The organism is Fibrobacter sp. (assembly GCA_012523595.1).
In the GTDB taxonomy this organism is placed as follows: Bacteria; Fibrobacterota; Chitinivibrionia; order Chitinivibrionales; family Chitinispirillaceae; genus JAAYIG01.
The window spans coordinates 32,248-50,064 of sequence record JAAYIG010000212.1 but is presented as its reverse complement, the minus strand read 5'-3'; the positions used below and the strand labels follow the sequence as shown (position 1 = coordinate 50,064).

The 17,817-nt window shown below is 46.2% G+C and carries 20 protein-coding genes; 13 read left to right on the top strand and 7 right to left on the bottom strand.

Annotated elements, in window-relative coordinates:
• The first annotated feature begins 24 nt into the window (after positions 1 to 24).
• From plsX to GX089_14965, 11 genes are all read left to right on the top strand, one after another.
• Positions 25 to 981 carry a phosphate acyltransferase PlsX gene (gene plsX / locus GX089_15015; protein ID NLP03804.1) on the top strand — a complete coding sequence of 319 codons (957 nt, stop codon included), beginning with the start codon at positions 25 to 27 and terminating at the stop codon, positions 979 to 981.
• A gap of 60 nt (positions 982 to 1,041) precedes the next feature.
• Entirely contained in the window at positions 1,042 to 1,944 is a 903-nt protein-coding gene (locus GX089_15010) for a ketoacyl-ACP synthase III (GenBank protein ID NLP03803.1), read from the top strand.
• A gap of 20 nt (positions 1,945 to 1,964) precedes the next feature.
• The gene (fabD, locus tag GX089_15005) at positions 1,965 to 2,888 is read left to right on the top strand and encodes an ACP S-malonyltransferase (GenBank protein ID NLP03802.1); all 924 of its coding nucleotides are present in this window, start codon (positions 1,965 to 1,967) and stop codon (positions 2,886 to 2,888) included.
• Positions 2,889 to 2,916: 28 nt separating this feature from the next.
• A complete protein-coding gene (fabG, locus tag GX089_15000; GenBank protein NLP03801.1) occupies positions 2,917 to 3,657 on the top strand; it encodes a 3-oxoacyl-[acyl-carrier-protein] reductase in 741 nt (246 codons plus the stop codon).
• A gap of 73 nt (positions 3,658 to 3,730) precedes the next feature.
• Entirely contained in the window at positions 3,731 to 3,955 is a 225-nt protein-coding gene (locus tag GX089_14995; protein ID NLP03800.1) for an acyl carrier protein, read from the top strand.
• A 77-nt stretch (positions 3,956 to 4,032) separates the two neighbouring features.
• Complete coding sequence (fabF, locus tag GX089_14990; protein ID NLP03799.1) at positions 4,033 to 5,289, top strand: beta-ketoacyl-ACP synthase II; 1,257 nt, start codon at positions 4,033 to 4,035, stop codon at positions 5,287 to 5,289.
• A complete protein-coding gene (gene rnc, locus GX089_14985) occupies positions 5,240 to 6,076 on the top strand; it encodes a ribonuclease III (GenBank protein ID NLP03798.1) in 837 nt (278 codons plus the stop codon). The genes fabF and rnc overlap by 50 nt, the downstream gene beginning before the upstream one ends.
• Entirely contained in the window at positions 6,057 to 7,211 is a 1,155-nt protein-coding gene (locus GX089_14980; GenBank protein ID NLP03797.1) for an acyl-CoA dehydrogenase, read from the top strand. Before rnc ends, GX089_14980 begins: the two co-directional genes overlap by 20 nt.
• 95 nt (positions 7,212 to 7,306) lie before the next feature.
• Positions 7,307 to 7,969: a ribulose-phosphate 3-epimerase gene (gene rpe, locus GX089_14975; GenBank protein NLP03796.1), complete on the top strand. Its 663-nt coding sequence runs from the start codon at positions 7,307 to 7,309 to the stop codon at positions 7,967 to 7,969.
• Positions 7,944 to 8,897 (top strand): hypothetical protein, encoded by a 954-nt coding sequence (locus tag GX089_14970; protein NLP03795.1) that lies wholly within the window; start codon positions 7,944 to 7,946, stop codon positions 8,895 to 8,897. The genes rpe and GX089_14970 overlap by 26 nt, the downstream gene beginning before the upstream one ends.
• Before the next feature lie 60 nt (positions 8,898 to 8,957).
• Positions 8,958 to 10,100, top strand: coding sequence for a class I SAM-dependent RNA methyltransferase (locus GX089_14965; GenBank protein NLP03794.1), 1,143 nt, complete (start codon positions 8,958 to 8,960; stop codon positions 10,098 to 10,100).
• Here GX089_14965 and GX089_14960 read toward each other — a convergent pair.
• The 3 genes from GX089_14960 to msrA form a co-directional block, all read right to left on the bottom strand.
• Entirely contained in the window at positions 10,097 to 11,002 is a 906-nt protein-coding gene (locus GX089_14960) for a DUF2156 domain-containing protein (GenBank protein NLP03793.1), read from the bottom strand. The genes GX089_14965 and GX089_14960 overlap by 4 nt on opposite strands.
• A gap of 115 nt (positions 11,003 to 11,117) precedes the next feature.
• Positions 11,118 to 11,444: a 4a-hydroxytetrahydrobiopterin dehydratase gene (locus tag GX089_14955; GenBank protein NLP03792.1), complete on the bottom strand. Its 327-nt coding sequence runs from the start codon at positions 11,442 to 11,444 to the stop codon at positions 11,118 to 11,120.
• On the bottom strand, positions 11,441 to 11,989 hold the full coding sequence (gene msrA / locus GX089_14950; protein NLP03791.1) for a peptide-methionine (S)-S-oxide reductase MsrA: 549 nt from the start codon (positions 11,987 to 11,989) through the stop codon (positions 11,441 to 11,443). The genes GX089_14955 and msrA overlap by 4 nt, the downstream gene beginning before the upstream one ends.
• A 97-nt stretch (positions 11,990 to 12,086) precedes the next feature.
• Here msrA and waaF point away from each other — a divergent pair, with 97 nt between their 5' ends.
• Positions 12,087 to 13,034 (top strand): lipopolysaccharide heptosyltransferase II, encoded by a 948-nt coding sequence (gene waaF / locus GX089_14945; GenBank protein ID NLP03790.1) that lies wholly within the window; start codon positions 12,087 to 12,089, stop codon positions 13,032 to 13,034.
• Positions 13,035 to 13,041: 7 nt separating this feature from the next.
• Positions 13,042 to 13,746: a hypothetical protein gene (locus GX089_14940; GenBank protein ID NLP03789.1), complete on the top strand. Its 705-nt coding sequence runs from the start codon at positions 13,042 to 13,044 to the stop codon at positions 13,744 to 13,746.
• A 6-nt stretch (positions 13,747 to 13,752) separates the two neighbouring features.
• Here GX089_14940 and GX089_14935 read toward each other — a convergent pair whose 3' ends face one another.
• Genes GX089_14935 through GX089_14920 form a run of 4 tightly spaced genes read right to left on the bottom strand, consistent with a single transcriptional unit; the run spans position 13,753 to position 17,777 of the window.
• Complete coding sequence (locus GX089_14935) at positions 13,753 to 14,478, bottom strand: 16S rRNA (uracil(1498)-N(3))-methyltransferase (protein ID NLP03788.1); 726 nt, start codon at positions 14,476 to 14,478, stop codon at positions 13,753 to 13,755.
• Positions 14,479 to 14,480: 2 nt separating this feature from the next.
• Positions 14,481 to 15,242 (bottom strand): lytic transglycosylase domain-containing protein, encoded by a 762-nt coding sequence (locus tag GX089_14930; protein ID NLP03787.1) that lies wholly within the window; start codon positions 15,240 to 15,242, stop codon positions 14,481 to 14,483.
• Positions 15,242 to 15,865 (bottom strand): STAS domain-containing protein, encoded by a 624-nt coding sequence (locus tag GX089_14925; GenBank protein NLP03786.1) that lies wholly within the window; start codon positions 15,863 to 15,865, stop codon positions 15,242 to 15,244. Before GX089_14925 ends, GX089_14930 begins: the two co-directional genes overlap by 1 nt.
• Positions 15,855 to 17,777, bottom strand: a complete 1,923-nt coding sequence (locus tag GX089_14920; protein ID NLP03785.1) for a DUF1926 domain-containing protein — start codon at positions 17,775 to 17,777, stop codon at positions 15,855 to 15,857. Before GX089_14920 ends, GX089_14925 begins: the two co-directional genes overlap by 11 nt.
• Positions 17,778 to 17,817 lie beyond the last annotated feature (40 nt).

Genomic DNA, 17,817 nt, shown 5'->3' with positions numbered 1-17,817 from the left:
AAGGCAATTCCTGGTATAGCAGCAATGGAAAATATTCGCCTGGCCATTGATGTTGAAAGTGGGGATTTTGGGCCGAAGGTAATCATTGCCGGTCTTTCGGAGGCGCTCAGGGATGGGGGTATTCGTTTCAAGGCGCTGTTGTGCGGAAATGGAAGCCGGATCAGAGATGCACTGGATGAGGCTGGTATTAATGATCCAGGAATTGAGATTGTTCATTGCTCCGACTCCATTTCTCCTCATGACAAGAGGGCCAGGGTGTGGCGGCAGCGTGTGGATTCCTCTATTATCAGGTGTATCACACTGCAGAAAGAAGGGAAAGCTGATGCTTCAGTCAGTGCCGGAGATACCGCTATTCTCATGGGTGCGGCATTATTTATTTTGGGACGGTCTGAAGAAGTGTCGCGGCCTGCTTTGGCTGCTTTCCTTCCAACGACCCGGAAAAAGCCGGTTCTCCTTTTAGATGTTGGGGCAAATTTGAACTGCAGGGCAGAGCATCTGGTTTCTTTCGCAAAAATGGGGCACAGCTACGTCAGCAGGTATCTTAACAAGAAGGCTCCTTCAGTTGCACTGCTCAATATCGGTAAGGAATCGCACAAAGGAACAAGAGCTGTTTGGAATGCTGATCAGATCCTCAGAAGTGAAGTAAAAGACTACATAGGTTATATCGAAGGTGATGGGGTTTTGTCTGGAACTGCTGATGTAGCGGTTTGTGACGGTTTTATAGGAAATGTACTTCTGAAAACCTGTGAGACTTTCCATAAGCTTGTTAAATCTGTTCTTGGGCGCAATGATGAGATGAGGAGCCGGATGGCTGTGCTGGATCCGGAAAACTACGGAGCAGTACCATTTCTGGGAATAGGTGGTACAGTGCTCAAAGCACATGGCGGATCCTCTTCCCGCGCAATAGCTAATGCTGTTCTTACTGCTGTAAGAACAGCAAAAAATGATGCCGTCTTCTCTGGCGACCGAAAGGTGTTGTAAGTGGCAAAATTTAATCGCGCAAGGATTGTTTCAGTTGGCTCATTTGTTCCTGAGAATGTGATGGATAACCGGGAATTCGAAAAGTTCCTTGACACATCCGATGAATGGATTGTAACCCGGACTGGAATCCGCCAGAGGCATATTGCTCCTCCTGAACAGGCGATTGCAGCTTCCGAACTGGGTGCTAAAGCTGCCCGGTCTGCTATGGAAAAAGCGAATCTTAAACCTGAAGACATCGATGGAATTATCTGCGCTACTTTTACTCCCGACAATTTTTTTCCCTCTACTGCCTGTGCCATACAGGCCAAGCTTGGCTGCAAAAATGCGTATGCGTTCGATGTAAGCGCAGCCTGTGCTGGTTTTGTATACGCCCTCACTATTGCAAATGGGCTGATTCTTTCCGGACGTGGAAGTAATGTTCTGGTTGTGGGCGCAGAGGTGATCTCAAAGACTCTTGACTGGACAGATCGTTCCACCTGTATTCTTTTCGGGGATGGGGCAGGGGCGGTAGTTGTTCAGGGCTGTAATGATGAAAAGCGGGGTATTCTTTCCACCTTTCTTATCAGCGACGGTAACCTGGGAGACATATTGGAACTTCCGGCCTGGGGTGAGAAGCGTACCATGAAAATGAGGGGGAACGAGGTTTTCAAGCATGCTGTCCGTTTGATGTCCGAAGCCTCAAACAAGGTTATCAATGACGCAGGCCTTGCTCTGGATGACATCGACTTTTTTATTCCTCATCAGGCAAATGTCCGTATTATTCAGTCTGTTGCGGAGAGTTTAAAGCTTCCTGTGCAGAAGGTGGTTACCAATCTTGACCGATATGGAAACACCTCTTCTGCATCGATACCTCTTGCTCTTGAAGAAGTTTGGAATAAAGGTGCCATATCAGAGGGAACCAGAGTGCTTTTTACTGCTCTTGGCGGAGGAATTGCCGTAGGCAGCGCATTGATCCGGTTCTGATTTAACAGATGGAGAATACAATGAGATGGTCTTTTTTATTTCCCGGACAGGGATCACAGGCAGTAGGAATGGGCAAGGACCTTTATGATGCTTTCCCTGAAGCACGTCAGGTATTTGATTCCGCTAATCAGATTCTTGGCAGAGATCTTGTCTCTATTATTTTCTCAGGACCGCAGGAGGAGTTGACAGCCACACAAAATACCCAGCCGGCTCTTTTTACTGTTGAGGCTGCAATATGCAATGTGCTTAAGGCCAAAGATATTCTCCCTTCATATTGTGCCGGGCATTCTCTTGGTGAGTACAGTGCTCTTTATGCTGCAGGAGTTCTTACATTTGAGAGCGGATTGAAAGCGGTTGCTTTCAGGGGGGAGTTGATGGCCCGGGCTGGAAAGACCTCTCCTGGTACTATGGCTGCGATAATCGGGTTGAGCCGGGAAAAGATCGGGGAGGTACTGAAGGCTGAGGCAAGTGGAATCGTGGTACCTGCAAATGAAAATTCTCCTGACCAGACAGTTATCTCCGGTGAGGTTGAGGCTGTCAAGGATGCATGTGAGAAGCTTAAATCCGCCGGTGCAAAAAGAGCCATTCTTCTTCCGGTAAGCGGTGCTTTCCATTCACCTCTTATGCAGGCTGCGGCTGATGAGTTTTCATCAACACTGAATGCCCTTGCTTTCCGCGATCCGGTTTGTCCGGTAATCACCAATGTCTCTGCTAAACCGGAAACTGATCCGGCTGTTCTCAAGGAACTCCTTGCAATGCAGCTTATCTCTCCGGTGCGATGGGTTGACTCCATGAACACTCTGGCTGGTCTGGATTGTGGTACTTGTATAGAGGCAGGACCGGGAAGTGTGCTGAAGGGTTTAGCTAAAAAATGCAGTGAAAAACTGAATGTTGTTCCTAGTGATACTGCTACAAACATATATTCTCTGCTGACAAATTCCTGAAATCGTGTGCAAAAGGAGTGAATTCGTGATTGACCTTTCATCAAAAACTGCTCTGGTTACAGGTGGCGGGCGTGGTATAGGAAAAGAGATTGCAATGAGACTGGCAAAAGCCGGCTGCGATGTTGCAATCAGTGATATCGATCTTGATACTGCCCAGTCAACAGCATCCGAAATAGAAGGTACCGGCAGAAGATCGCTGGCTATAAAGGGTGATGTCTCCAGCAGTTCAGATGTCGAGGCGATGTTTGCATCTTTTCTTGAGAAGTTCGGCAAACTCGACATACTTGTGAATAATGCCGGAATCACCAGAGATGGTCTTCTTGTCAGGATGAAAGAAGCGGACTGGGATCTGGTTTTGAGTGTAAATCTTAAAAGTGCTTTTCTCTGCTGCAGAGAGGCTGCTCGTCCGATGATGAAGGCGCGCACAGGGAAAATCATCAATATCGCTTCGGTTGTGGGTCTTATGGGAAATGCTGGACAAGCCAATTATTCTGCCTCGAAGGCGGGTCTTATCGGGCTTACAAAAACCCTGGCCAGAGAATTTGCATCCCGCTCCATAAATGTCAATGCTGTCGCACCCGGGTTTATCAGGACTGCAATGACAGACAAGCTTTCAGATTCCGACAAGGAGAAATTAACAAGCCAGATACCGATGCAGACTCTGGGAACACCCCTGGATGTAGCGAATGCGGTTCTGTTTCTCAGTTCCTCTCTGGCCGATTATATTACAGGACAGGTATTGACCGTTGATGGCGGACTTGTTATGTAGAGTGGGGAATAATCATTTTATAGTAATTAATAAGAAAACATTTTCTTTCTGAAAGGAGTTTATCGTGAGCGAAATGGAAACAAAAGTCAAGCAGATCATTGCTGAGAAGCTGGGTGTCAGTGAAGATAAAGTTAATCCGCAGGCTTCATTTGTCGATGATCTCGGTGCGGATTCGCTTGATCAGGTTGAGCTGATAATGGCTTTTGAAGATGCTTTCGACGTAGAGATCCCTGATGAAGATGCGGAAAAGCTCAAGACTGTAAAAGATGCCATGGAATATCTCTCAACCAAGGTGTAACTTAAAGAAAAAACTCGCTTACCGGAATGCGGTAAGCGAGAGTGAACACTTCACTAATTTGCGGGGTTTTTTTGCTCATGTCTAGAAGAGTTGTGGTTACCGGCCTCGGACTGACCAGTCCGGTAGGGAATGAGATTGATACATTCTGGAGTTCTTTGTGTTCTGGAAAGTCCGGCATCGGTCCGGTCACTTTGTTTGACACAACAGAATATCCATGTAAGATTGCCGGTGAGGTAAAGGATATCGATTTCAGTCAGTATGTGGATGTAAAAGAGGTGAAACGTACTGATCGTGCTATCCTTCTGGCCATTGTTGCAGCTAAGAAAGCACTCGATAATTCCGCACTCGACATGAGTTCTCTTGACATGGAAAGATGCGGCACAATTATCGGTTCCGGGATTGGCGGTCTTTCCACTCTGGAAACTGAACACTCAAAACTGGTTCAGCGCGGTCCAAACAGGGTTTCTCCGTTTCTGATTCCGATGATGATTCCGGATATGTCTGCCGGAATGGTATCGATTTCCTCCGGTTTCAAGGGACCTAATTACGCAGTGGTCAGTGCCTGTGCATCAGGTGCTCATTCAATCGGTGACGCTTTCATGATGATCAAGTGCGGGCTGGTTGATCTTGTAATGGCCGGTGGTACAGAGGCTGTGATCACTCCACTGGCTTTTGCCGGGTTCTGTTCCATGAAGGCTCTTTCCACACGCAATGAAAATCCCACAAAAGCAAGCTCTCCCTTCGATGTAAAGCGTGATGGGTTTGTCATGGGTGAGGGTTCTGGAATAATTATTCTTGAGAGTCTGGAGCATGCGCTTGCCCGCAAGGCGAAAATCTATGCTGAAATGTATGGGTACGGAGCATCAGGTGATGCTTACCATCTCTCCGCTCCTGCTCCTGAGGGCGCGGGCGCTCAGACTGCTATCAGGATGGCTCTGAGTTCAGCAAACCTGAAGCCTTCTCAGATCGATTATATCAATGCCCACGGTACATCTACTCCGCTGAATGACAAGCTTGAATCCAATGCTATCAGAAAGGTTTTCGGTGAAGCGGCGGATTCTGTGGCAATCAGTTCGACCAAGTCTATGACCGGACATCTCCTGGGTGCCTCCGGTGCAATCGAATTTATTGCCTCCGTACTGGCTATCAAGAATGAAACTATACCGCCCACCATCAATTACGAAAATCCTGATCCGGAATGCGACCTGAACTACACTCCAAATGTGGCTGTAAAGAAGAAAATCAGGTATGCTTTAAGCAATTCATTTGGTTTTGGGGGGCACAATGCCTGTCTTGCGCTTGGCAAATATGAATCCCCTGAAGCCGGCAATTAAGTTTATTAGATCGATTTTCGGATCAGCTTGCAAGGTAAAGGCTGAGGGTTCAATTGAGCGGTTGCAGAATACACTTGGATACCAGTTCAAATCCATCGGTTTACTCAGGCAGGCGCTCACACATAAATCATCCAGCAGTCCGGAAGACACAATGGGGCTGCAATCCAATGAGAGATTGGAGTTTCTGGGGGATGCAGTGCTGAACTGTCTTGTTACTGAATATCTGTATCTGACTTACCCGGAAAAAAGCGAAGGACAGTTATCTAAAATCAAATCGCTTATTGTCAGCCGGAAAATCCTGGGAGAAATTGCTCTTTCTCTGGAGCTTGGCAAATACCTGATCTTCGGCCCTTCGGAGGAGAAATCCGGCGGCAGAAATCGGCTGTCAACTCTTTCAAACGCTTTCGAGGCGGTTCTGGGAGCGGTTTTTCTGGATGGAGGGCTGGAGAAGGCGAAAGCGGTTCTGGCGAAATATCTTTTCGGGAGGATTCCCGAATTTTTAAAAGATGAGCGTAATATCAACTTCAAGAGCCGCATTCTGGAACTGTCTCAGAAAGACGGGTTCGGTATACCAAGGTATGAGACAATCGCCGCTTCCGGACCTGATCATGCAAAGGAGTTCAGGGTAAGGATCGATATTGCAGGATTGCCGATGGGTGAAGGGACTGGTCCGAATAAAAAGATAGCTCAGCAGAAAGCTGCACAGATCGCAATAATGAACTACAATAAAAAAGAGATAATTTCCCGTCTCAAAGGAGCAGGTAAAGATGAACTGGTTTCTGACTGAAGAGCAACAGATGATTGTTGAAACAGCGCGTGAGATAGCGCAGAAGAAAATCCTTCCGGTACGCGAGAAGTACGACCATGAGGGGATTTTCCCCTGGGATGTTGTGGAGGCTCTGGCAAATGCTGATATGTGCGGCCTTTACATTCCTCAGGAGTACGGTGGATTCGGCGGTGGTGTTTTTGAACTGTGCCTGGCTGTAGAGGAACTCTCCAAAGTCTGCGGTGGCATCTCACTGGCTATGGCTGCAACCGCTCTTGGAACTTTTCCTATTCTGCTTTTTGGCAATGAAGAACAGAAACAGAAGTATCTTCCTGGAATCGCAGCCGGTAAGACGATTGCCGCTTTTGGACTCACTGAAGCGAATGCAGGTTCTGATGCTCTGGGTATGAAAACAACAGCAGTTCTCGATGGAGATCACTATGTGTTAAATGGCACAAAACAGTGGATCACAAACGGTGAAAACGCTTCTGTGTATACGGTGATGGCCAAAACCAATCCTGCCAAGGGAGCACGTGGTATCAGTGCTTTTATTGTTGAGAAAGGTACCCCCGGTTTTACTTTTGGTAAGCATGAGGATAAAATGGGTATCAGGGCATCGAGTACAACTGAACTGGTATTCCAGGACTGCCGTATACCAAAGGAGAATCTGCTGGGCAGAGAGGGTATGGGTTCCATTGTTGCAATCAACACCCTGAACTATTCCCGTCCTGGTGTGGGATCACAGGCTCTGGGAATCGCTGCCGGTGCACTTGAGGATGCGATTGCTTATTCACGCCAGAGAGTGCAGTTCGGGCAGTCGATCTCCTCTTTTCAGGCTGTGCAGCACATGCTTGCAGATATGGCTACTCAGGTGGAAGCTGCAAGAGCTCTGCTTTATGCAACAGCGAAGACTATCGATGCCGGTGAGAAGCATTTCGCAAAAGAATCTGCCATGTCAAAGCTTTTCTGCTCCGATGTCGCGATGAAGGTAACAGTGGATGCAGTGCAGGTAATGGGTGGTTACGGTTACATGCGGGAATACCCCATGGAGAAACGCATGCGTGATGCGAAGATTACCCAGATTTACGAAGGTACAAACCAGATACAGCGTAATGAGATTGCATTGCAGCTTATCAAAGGTGCTGCTTCCGCATGATCTTCCGGGGTGGCGATACCGCCACCCCTTTTCAGCTTCAATTCCTCCAGTATTCCAGAACCTGACCAGCGGAGTTAAATGTGAAATCCAGGAAAATCGAAATAGCGCCATCCATTCTCTCTGCAGATTTCCGCAGTCTTGAACGTGAAGTCAAAGCAGTACAGGATGCCGGAGCGGACAGAATTCATTGTGATATCATGGACGGGCATTTTGTGCCCAATCTGACCTTCGGGCCTATTGTTGTGGAGGCGGTTAAAAAATGCGTCTCGATTCCTCTCGATGTGCATCTTATGATCTCCAATCCTGACAAATACATCTCCAGTTACTGTGATGCCGGAGCTGATATCCTTACGGTTCATGCTGAGACCTGCACCGATCTGGGATCTGTAATAGAGGAGATCAGGAAAAAGAAGGTTCGCGCAGGTGTGACTGTCAACCCTGACAAGCCTGTCGATCTGTTTATTGATTTGATCGATAAGATCGACCAGGTACTTATCATGACTGTTTATGCCGGTTTTGCCGGACAGAAGTTTATACAGGAAATGACAGGCAAGATAAAGAGCGTTTTTGAAACGATCTCTGCCAGGGGATTGTCAACGGATCTGCAGGTTGATGGAGGGATTAACGACAGTACCGCAGCAATCTGTGCCGGATACGGTGCCAATGTGTTTGTTGCCGGAAGCTATATTTTCGGTGCACAGGATTACCGTGAAAAAATAGAGGCGATCAGAAATGCGGCAAAGGCATCACAGGCTTAGGGCAGCTCTTCAATCAGCTTTAGCTGCTTCATTGCCCTTTCTTCTTTTCTGCATTGGAAATACAGCCCAGCCTGAATTCCCCGATCTCATAGAATTTGAAAGCGTATGGCAGTATCTGAAGGTCTACAGCATCTACCAGGACAGAGTTCCGGAGGAACCTTTTCTCTACAGTTCTCCGGAAGAGATGCTCAAATCACTCAATGATACTCTTCGGGAGAACAACTACACAGATTACAATTACTCACGTTTCGGACGTTCAGCTTCTATTTCAAATAAGAATAATAATAATGTGGTATCTATAGTCACATTCAGGGTTGTAAATGATACGACCGGGTTAATTGATATAGATAGTTTTACCACCGGAATTACTTATTACCAGTTTTTATCCTGTCTTCAAGATGTTGAAAAATACAAAAACCTCATTGTAGATCTGAGCGATAATGCAGGCGGAGATATTGAGGAAATGGATTCTATCATTGAAGCCTTTCTTCCTGCGGGTAAAGAATATATTCTGGCAAGGGAGCGCAAGTATGACAAGAGATCACATAAAGCTGAAACCCTTGAATGGCATCCTTGGGTCACCAAAAGAGCTGCCCGGAAGGAACTGGAGAATAAGAATATTACAGTACTTGTAAATGATAGAACTGCCAGTGCATCGGAAATCCTGGCTGCAGCCTTGAAGGATTGTTATCCTGCGAAGCTTGTCGGACAGAGGACTTACGGTAAAGCAATTGGCCAGATAATTCTCCAGAGGAGGGACCACCGGCCTACTCTGCAGATCACTTATCTGCAACTCCGTCGTATAAACGGTGATGATTACCACAGGGTTGGAATACAACCGGATTCTCTTGCTATTACAAAACAGATTCCTGCTTTGGGCAAAACCTATGCGGCAGGATATAAAATCATATCAGAAGATGATTTATAACCGGTGGATTACTGAAATCACTTCCTGCCCGTAATCCAAAGATACAGACTCCTGGAATTTATGTCTGCAAAATTAACAATAGAAAAGATGGTTTACGGTGGGTATGGGCTTGCACGTACCGGATCGGGTGTGGTGTTTGTACACGGTGCATTACCCGGAGAGGAAGTCGAGGTATCGGCAGAGTCCAGGGTCAATGGTTCGACTATTGCCATTGCCAGAGAAATCCTCAAAGCATCTCCAGCAAGACGGGAGCCGCCATGCAGGTATGCGGGAGAGTGTGGAGGGTGTGACTGGCTGCATATAGAATATTCGGAACAGTTGCTCTGTAAAAAGGAGATCCTCATTGACTGTTTCAGACGAATAGGGAAACTTGAAATACCCGAACCGCAGGTTTTTTCCTCTCCCCAGACCGGATACCGTATCAGGGCCCAGATAAAGGTAAGCCGCAGTGCTTCAGGTTTCTTCAAAAAAAAGACAAACGAGATAGTGGAAATCCTGAATTGTCCACTGCTCTCTGATTCTCTGAATTCTCTGCTGGAAAGCGATCTTCCCGTCCGGTTGAATCCGGAAAAAACTGTCAATTTCAAGGTCATTGCAGGGGAGAATGGTGTTGCCTCTGTCCCGCCTCTCAAGAACCTGACATCCGATAAAACTGAGATCCGGGCAGGAGAGAGTGTTTTTATAGTGAATGGCAACAGCTTTTTTCAGGGTAACCGCTATTTACTTGGGCAGATGGGGCTCTGGGGAGCTTCAGAGGACACAGACAGAGGAAATCTCGTAGATCTCTACGGAGGTGTTGGTTTCTTTTCGGTGATGATGGGAAAAGGTTTTAAAAGGATTGTACTTGTTGAATCGTTGAGAGAGAATATACTTGAAGCAGAGAGAAATTTCGGGCTCAATGGCTTTACTAATTTTAAAGTTGTACATTCAGAGGTGGAAAAAGCAATAGACGCTGTTCCTTCAGAACCTGATTTGCTCATTGTCGATCCTCCCAGACCGGGGCTGACCAGAAAAGCCCGGGAGGCTGTCCGGAGTATCAAAGCACAGGAAGTTCTATATGTATCCTGCAATCCTTCAACACAGGCCAGGGATGTGCATTTTTTTGTTAAGGAATGCGGGTACAGAATAAAAAGATGTGCCCTCTTTGACCTCTACCCCAACACTCATCATCTTGAATCACTGATGCTGCTTGCAAGGGATTAAGCCATCATTATTCTGTATTTTTTCACCATCGTTACCGGGTAGTATGATTTCTTTGCTTTTTGCAGGCCCGGATTACCCAGATCCTGTTCCCGGTTAACAAACCGGGTTCCGGAGAGTTCTTTACTGCAGAATAACTGATTAATTGCTGCATAGATTCCATGAAACTCACTGCTGGCTTTTTCAATGTGAATCACTGCGGTGTCCCTGTTGAGCATCTCTGCAAATGTAAAGGCCTCCACTCTTCCGTTAATCCTGATAACCGCTCCCATCAACTGGAATCTCCTGTAATTGAGGATGATTTCACGTGTGGAGATCCACTCCGCTCTGAGAGCCTGGGTGCTGGAGCAGTGGTGATCCCTGCACCAACGGTCGCAAAAATCAAGACAGTCGCGGATCAATGATTCGGTAAATGGTTCCCAGGTAAATGAGTATTCTCTTAAAAAACGGTTAAGATGGTTTCTCTTAGAGTGATACTTTCGTCCCTGAAGACTGGAAAGATCTTCTGTCCTGTAAACATAATCGAAATGCTCTCTTGTGGGTTCGATTTGAAAACTGCCGTTATCCCGGAGTTCATCGATAAGACGCTGGTCTGCTCTGATAATGCAAGGGGTGGATTTGTTGTCCAGAGAGGAGAGCCAGTTGATGAATGCTTCGACTATACGCAGTCTGGGGCCGTTTCCTACCGGTTGATAGCCGAAAGTTTTTCCTTTCTCATCCACGGTGACAAGCAAAAAATTATCAAGCACAGACCATCTGAAATTGTAATACTTTCTCCATAAAAAAAGATTCGTAAAGGACATCTCTGATGTTTCGGGTTGATAATCCAGGAAAAAAGGCTCGATGAGAGCCCGGTCTTTAAGCTCCAGAGGCTTAAAATCCGGAAAAGGTGGGTATTTTGTCATTTTTGTCCGGTTTCTTTTTCGGGGTTGGTATCTTACTATCGATACCGATACTGATGCCGATACCGATGCCGATTTTGAGTGGTATAGCAATCAGTGAAATCAGGTTAATCAGTGGTCAAAGATCATCGAATTTTGCCGCCATTATAAAATCATTCATGGTGAGGCCTCCGACTTTGTGCGAATAAAGATCCACGACAAGATTGTTGTAGTACAGATGTAAATCAGGGTGATGTTGTTCTGACTCCGATATCTCTGCAATTTTCCTGATCAACCTCACAGCATCCATAAATGTTTCCGTTTTGATAGTTTTTGTGAGTTTGTGAGTCTTTTCCCGGTCAATCTCCCATCCCTTTAACTCCCTGAGAAGCTCTTCCTCCTGATTCTGATCTAAAGCCCTGGTGTCCTTATCCAGTGGAGTGCAGTGTTTTTCCTTCAGACTCATTGTTTCCTCCCGAATTTCTGTTTCCACATTCTCTCAATGAACGCCGATCTTCCGGATCCTGTTTTGTAGGCCTGATAATGCTGCGGGTTTTTCTGATAAAACTCCTGATGGTACTCCTCGGCAGGGTAAAACCTGGAAGCCGGCACAATTTCTGTGACAATCGGCTTGTCGAACATTTCTGATTTTTCAAGTTCCATTTTTGATTTTTCCGCCAGTTCTTTCTGTTTCTCATCATGATAAAAGATAGCTGTACGGTATTGAGTGCCTTTATCGGAAAACTGCTGATTCTTTGTTGTAGGGTCGATATTCCGCCAGAAGATTTCAAGCAGTTCTTCGTAAGAAACCTTTTCCGGATCAAACTCGATCTCTATAGCCTCAGCGTGACCTGTTCTGCCGCTGCTTACATCCTCATAGGTAGGGTTTTCTTTTGTGCCGCCGGTATAACCGACTCTGGTCGAAATTACACCTTCTGTGGCATCGAAAGGACCCTGCATACACCAGAAACATCCACCGGCGAATGTCGCCAGTTCGGTTTTTTGTGACATGATACACCTCCTTCTAGTTATACGTCTTTATGAATGTCGGTATTTTTTGCCATTCTTTGGGAGGTTTAGATGCCGATTTAGGATGTATATTCCATCTATGCCAAAAAAAATAGCGGTGCTTATGCCCAATTGGGTTGGTGATTTTGTGATGGCGCTTTCAGTGGTTGAAAGGAAAGCAAAGCAGCCTGAGAGTTCTGTTGTCCTTATAGTCCCTGAGAAACTCTCCGGTCTGGGAAAGCTACTAAGCCCACTCCCTCAGATTGAATACAAAAGGGAAAACCGGAAAGATTTTCTGAATTCCGTTTCCGAGATAAGAAGAGCCTCTTTTGATACTTTTTACCTGTTTCCCCACTCCTTTTCCTCTGCCTGGTTTGCTTTCAGAGCCGGAGTGCCTGTGCGGCGGGGTATCTCTTCTGAACTGAGGGGATTTTTGCTTACGGACAGGCTGCACAGGAGACTGGCTATCAGGAATGAGCATCTCACAAAAGAATACTCATCAATACTGGATGTACCCTATGTCAACCCTGAAGAGTGGAAAGGGGATTTGAGGACAGAAGCAGACCCGAAATACAGTGGTGCGGTTGTGTTATGTCCGGGGGCTGCTTATGGTCCGTCAAAGCAGTGGCCGGAATTCAATGTTCTGGTAAGATTGATGCACGATTCAAAGATAGTTATTCTGGGAGATAAGCGGGACAAGGAGGTTTCATCCAAAATCGCCAGACACATGCCCCATAAGGTCACGGATTTATGCGGAGAGACAACGCTTGAGGAGGTTGTCTCGATCATTGCCGGAGCTTCGGTTGTTATCTCAAATGATTCTGGTTTGATGCATGTTGCAGGTTATCTTGGTACACCGGTGGTGGGGATATTCGGTTCCACAACTCCGAAGTGGACCCGCCCGCTTGGCGCTGAAGTCCGGATCGCATCGGTTTATGAAAAGTGTTCTCCCTGTTTTGAAAGAACGTGCCCTGAGGAGCATTATTCCTGCCTGAAAAAAATTACTGCGGAATCGGTTATGGAACTGGTATCAGAAATCCGCAGATGAAGAGAAGATGATAAAAAGAAAAACTGTTTTACTTTTATTATTCCTTGTCAGTTTTCCTGCGATGGCTGAGGGGGGAAAAGATTTGTGGTTTGCCGGGCTTCGGCTTTCCAATAACCAGCGTTTCTGCTCCTATGAGCTTTCCGGTGGAAAGGAGCAGAAATACCAGAAGGCCAATCTTTATTCTTATGGTGCATCGTTAGGAAGGCAATTCTCTTTCCTCGGGAATTTGCGTTTAAGGGTTCCTTTTCAGATAGAATACGGCAGTGTCATCGAGGACACAGCTGATGCGGTTCCTCTGGATGATAACTCTGTCGAACAGCTTTATTTGTCAGTTGCTCTGTTTCACCTGGGAATTGTTCCTGAACTGCAGGTATCGCTTCCGGTGAGCAGTGACGCTGAAATCTTTTTCTCAGCGGGCGGCGGGGTTCACTATGTCAGGGCGAGGGAGGAGGAAACTATAGCCGGTAATTCATCCGTGAAAATAAACGATCCTTACCTGGAAAGCAGCCGTAATTTCTCTGTGAGTGCCGATGCCGGGGCCGGGTTTGAGATGAAAGTCAAGGACAAACGTCTCTCTATTCAGTATGGCTTCCGCTTTTGGGTACCTGTCAATTACAAGACCAGACGCGACCTTTTTCCCTACAAAGAAATCTCTTACAAGGAGATGTTTTTTACTCACAGCCTGCAGGTTATTCTGTTAGTCAGCCGTTGAGCATTTTCAGTCTGTCAGAAGCCCGGCTACCTGTGCGAGAAGTGCTGATGCTGCAAGCTCGGTCCGCAGCCGTGATGCTGCAATTTTTACATGCAGGATACCCGGGTTTTCGAGAATTTTCTCCTCGGCCGGGCTGAATCCTCCGGGTGGACCGATAAGAAGGTTTATTGTATCGGCATGGATAATTTTCTCTCTGTTCGAGTAAATACTTCTGCCATCGGGATCAGCCGTTATTACTATTCCAGACAAACTGTTCAGATGCGTAAATGCAATCGGCTGGTTCAATTCAGGAATCCACGGAGACAGGGATTGTTTTACGGAGGAGATCATTTTATTCTGAAGCCGCTGAAACTGTTTCTGCCATGCATTTTTCCACCACTGTTTCTGGGAGAATTCACAGATCAGCGGAGTTATTGACGCGGCTCCCAGAGCCGTACAGTCGACAAGTACTGTTTCGAAGGGATCTTTCTCCGGCATGCCGATAAAGAGATGTATCAGCGGTAAAGTTCTGCCTTTAAACCGTTTTTCTTCTATGATGCCTTCCAGTTGATGGTTATGGATTCCTCCATGGATGCATCTGTACATGTTCCCTCTTCCATCGGTGGCAAGAAAACTTTCTCCCTCAGAAAGTCTGAGCACATTTACTGCATGACGGGTTTCTTCCTGATCCAGAACAACTTTATCAGGACTTATCTGTCGTGTAAAGAAAAGAAAATGTCTGTAGTCTCTCATATTCAATCGCAGGCGGAGAATGAGTCGGTAAGTTTCAGTTCCTGCACCGACTTTTGAAACTTGTAGTAATGATGTAGTACCCTTTTATAGTATTTCATGGATAAAGGTTGTTTTCTGGACAGATTACCTCTAATTACTCCGGGACCGGCATTATACGCAAGCAGTCCCAGTTTGAAGTCTTTAAAACGGGAGATGAGTTTTGTGAGATAGGCGACACCAAGCACCAGATTCACCTCGGGTTTCAGCAGGTCATCGGAGCTGAGTTTTCCCATACCCATAAGGTTTGCCATTTCCTGTGCAGTTTCCAGTTTTATCTGCATCAGCCCCAGTGCCCCGCTTAGATTCCCGCTTCTGAATTTTCCCCTTGCACTGGGGTTGAAGAGACTCTCAACCCGGATTACTGCAAGCAGGAGAATGGGATCATACCCGTACTGTCTGCTGTTTGTGTAGATGATTTCAGAGAGATGATATATGGTATGAGGTGGTAATTTACTTCCAATAGAATGGCAGAGCAGTTGTGCAAGGCGGTTTTTTTCAAGGAGAACCTTTTTCTGGTGTTCGAGATAGATCCTTTCACTTTTCAGCGCTGTTATCTGAGAAGCATAACGATGACTGGTGAATTCGTTACGCAGGATAATTAAGCTGAAGGTAAACAGTGTCAGAAGAAGCAGTGTAACACAGATGATACTGACAAATTCAGAAAGCCAGATCTTGCTTCCATGAAATATGATACCGATGCGTAAGGCGCCGGGTGATTTTGGCATCAACGCTCCAAAACTGTGTCCGGAAGGATTCCAAGTTGTTCAAGAGGCTTGATACGCTCTGTAAGTCTGTCTATCTCTATCAGTGAATGTTCTTTCCATTGTGTCAATTTCAGAATTTCGCTTTGCTGCTCCTTGATATGTCTTTTCTGGAGGTGAATGATAAACCCCAGAGTCAGAAACCATCCGCACAGAACTGCAAGCAGAAACAAAGCTACCGGACGGGAGATGCGGATACCGGTTTTTCTGGAAAGGGCTTCACTTCTGCGGCGCAGGCTTTCCAGAAAGCCGCTTGAGGCCAGTATTGAAGAGTCGGGGAAGATAGGGATAATATTTGAGAATTGTGAAAAAGCTTTCCATAAGATTTCATTTTTAAATACCAGTTTAAGTTCCCCGTTTTTACCTTTTATGATATTGAGAAGCTGAAGAAACATCTGCACTACTGAATCATCGATGCCGGTGACTTTTTCCAGGTCGACGATGAAAACCCGGTTGCCATCCTCGAGGAGTACAGAGAATTTTTCCCTGATTTGAGGGATCTGCTCTTTATAGAAGGGACCGGAGAATGTGATCCACACCGCATCGTCCCTTCCCTCGATTGTAATATCCAGAGCATCAAAGCGCATCGATATTTTCTCCTTTTTTCTTGATTTTCCTGCAGGAGATTTTACCGATTATTTTCCACTTCGAGCTGGGTTCGAGGTTGACATTACAGGAAAGCACGATTGTTAATCCCTGGGGCTGAATTCCATGTAGATCGGATGCGGATTGAGGAAAAAACCAGATGTCAACGGGTTTCTGTGTCTGGAAAGTCATCTTTATTCCAGATATCCTGTCCTCAATACTCCATTTCGTTTTCGCTTCCACACAGCAGAGTTCCCATCCCAGTTTTTCTATTGATTCAGATCCGTGCTGAAACCTGACATCACCGCTTGAGAGTCCCTGAAGGCTGATTGAGAACTGGGTAGAGAATTTGAATTTACTGGCTATCAGGGAGGGATTGGAGAGTTGATATACAAAAGACAGCACAGCTCCGTCCTTCTCCAGACCAAAGACCTTTTCCAGGTTTATCGGGTAGAACTTCTCTCCCTGCAGGATGGATCCCTGGCGCAAAAGGGTTGCCTTTACCCCATCGGTGGTTTTTCTTACCTTGTAATCAAACTGGCCTGAAAAGTTGCCCAGATCTTTGCAGGTATCATTGAGCAGGTCTGAGCTCTTTGCTTCCTCTGAGAGCAGCCGGTCAAGAAACCATGTTCTGGATTTTCCCGGTGAGGTAATATTGGGTGGATGATGAAGAGAAGGATTATAGGCAGAGCAGAGATTGAGACTTCGTTCTCTGAAATCGAATTCGAAGATACTGCCGCCGTTTACACAATCTATATAGGTTTTCAGTGCTTTATTTGAGAGGACAATCGACTTGGATCCGTTACGCAGGAAATCGGTTATGCGGATCTGGCCGCCTTTAATGTTTTTCCGGGTATGGAGCGCATTTTCGACATCTATGAGTTTGGAGTAGGACCACAGCCTGTCGTTGAGATTTTCAAAGCCGGATTCTTTTCCCGGCAGCATACGATTTATATCCTGGACAAAATACAACTGTCGTTTCAGAGGGGGAATTCCTTTGGGATCATCAATGGACTGCAATTGATCATTTACTTCCATCAATTTGCGCTGCAGGATTCCGACCTGATCAAATGAGTAGACGTAATTGAAGAAATGGAGATCTGCCTTCTCTCTGACCCCGGTTCGGATACATGGAGGGATGTACTGAAGTCCCAGGGGCGGGGCTGAACTGATAAAGTCGCTGAACCTTACAGGTTGAAAACTCAGAAGGTGTTTATCGATTTCTGAAGCGGCAAAACTCAGCCATCTGAAGGGATCTGATTCACTTTCCGCCTGAAGAGGAACCATGTACTGTAATGCAATGAATTTTGATTGCTGATTATCCAGCTTATCTTGTGAAAAGATCTGATTTACCCATCCTTTGAAATCGGTAGGAGCGGTTGTGGGATAGATGATATCTGTGGTGATCAGAGGTATTGAGTTACCTGCGTATTCAGCCATCCAGTAGCCGCAGGCCGACCTGCTCTGAGGTGGAAGCATTTCACGGCTGAGAATAGTGTAATCGATTCCGCATTTACGGAGCAAATTGATAAAGGAAGGTTCCCAGTTGGAGAATGGGGGAAGGAAGCCGGCTGGTGTTTGACCTGTGAGTTCCGAGAAGACCTGCATACCGCAGGCGATGTTATCTTTTGTTAAGCTGAACGGAGAGAGGCTTAGAAATGGCTCGGTGTAGCCGGTCAGGATCCACTCCAGTGCTCCTTTTTTAAGAAGCTCTCTCAAGTTTGAAAGAAGTAGAGTATCTACGGTCTCAAGTATGTAACCTGGCATGACAATATTGAGTTTGAGATGAGGGTGACTGGAGACAAGGGAGAGGAGATTATCTACGAATCTGTCTGAAGAATCTTTCAGTGCTGCCCGTGGAATCAGTCTGTTTTTGAATGGGTGCAGGAGAAGTGCTATGCTTTCTCGTTTCATATACTATTCAATTTATAATTCTTCTGGATTTGTTTCAATG

Coding starts and splice junctions, on each gene's coding strand:
- plsX (NLP03804.1), top strand. CDS start 25: ATGGAAAATATTCGCCTGGCCATTGATGTTGAAAGTGGGGATTTTGGG.
- GX089_15010 (NLP03803.1), top strand. CDS start 1,042: ATGGATAACCGGGAATTCGAAAAGTTCCTTGACACATCCGATGAATGG.
- fabD (NLP03802.1), top strand. CDS start 1,965: ATGAGATGGTCTTTTTTATTTCCCGGACAGGGATCACAGGCAGTAGGA.
- GX089_14995 (NLP03800.1), top strand. CDS start 3,731: ATGGAAACAAAAGTCAAGCAGATCATTGCTGAGAAGCTGGGTGTCAGT.
- fabF (NLP03799.1), top strand. CDS start 4,033: ATGTCTAGAAGAGTTGTGGTTACCGGCCTCGGACTGACCAGTCCGGTA.
- rnc (NLP03798.1), top strand. CDS start 5,240: ATGCCTGTCTTGCGCTTGGCAAATATGAATCCCCTGAAGCCGGCAATT.
- GX089_14980 (NLP03797.1), top strand. CDS start 6,057: ATGAACTGGTTTCTGACTGAAGAGCAACAGATGATTGTTGAAACAGCG.
- GX089_14970 (NLP03795.1), top strand. CDS start 7,944: ATGCGGCAAAGGCATCACAGGCTTAGGGCAGCTCTTCAATCAGCTTTA.
- GX089_14965 (NLP03794.1), top strand. CDS start 8,958: ATGTCTGCAAAATTAACAATAGAAAAGATGGTTTACGGTGGGTATGGG.
- GX089_14960 (NLP03793.1), bottom strand. CDS start 11,002: ATGACAAAATACCCACCTTTTCCGGATTTTAAGCCTCTGGAGCTTAAA.
- GX089_14955 (NLP03792.1), bottom strand. CDS start 11,444: ATGAGTCTGAAGGAAAAACACTGCACTCCACTGGATAAGGACACCAGG.
- msrA (NLP03791.1), bottom strand. CDS start 11,989: ATGTCACAAAAAACCGAACTGGCGACATTCGCCGGTGGATGTTTCTGG.
- waaF (NLP03790.1), top strand. CDS start 12,087: ATGCCAAAAAAAATAGCGGTGCTTATGCCCAATTGGGTTGGTGATTTT.
- GX089_14940 (NLP03789.1), top strand. CDS start 13,042: ATGATAAAAAGAAAAACTGTTTTACTTTTATTATTCCTTGTCAGTTTT.
- GX089_14935 (NLP03788.1), bottom strand. CDS start 14,478: ATGAGAGACTACAGACATTTTCTTTTCTTTACACGACAGATAAGTCCT.
- GX089_14930 (NLP03787.1), bottom strand. CDS start 15,242: ATGCCAAAATCACCCGGCGCCTTACGCATCGGTATCATATTTCATGGA.
- GX089_14925 (NLP03786.1), bottom strand. CDS start 15,865: ATGCGCTTTGATGCTCTGGATATTACAATCGAGGGAAGGGACGATGCG.
- GX089_14920 (NLP03785.1), bottom strand. CDS start 17,777: ATGAAACGAGAAAGCATAGCACTTCTCCTGCACCCATTCAAAAACAGA.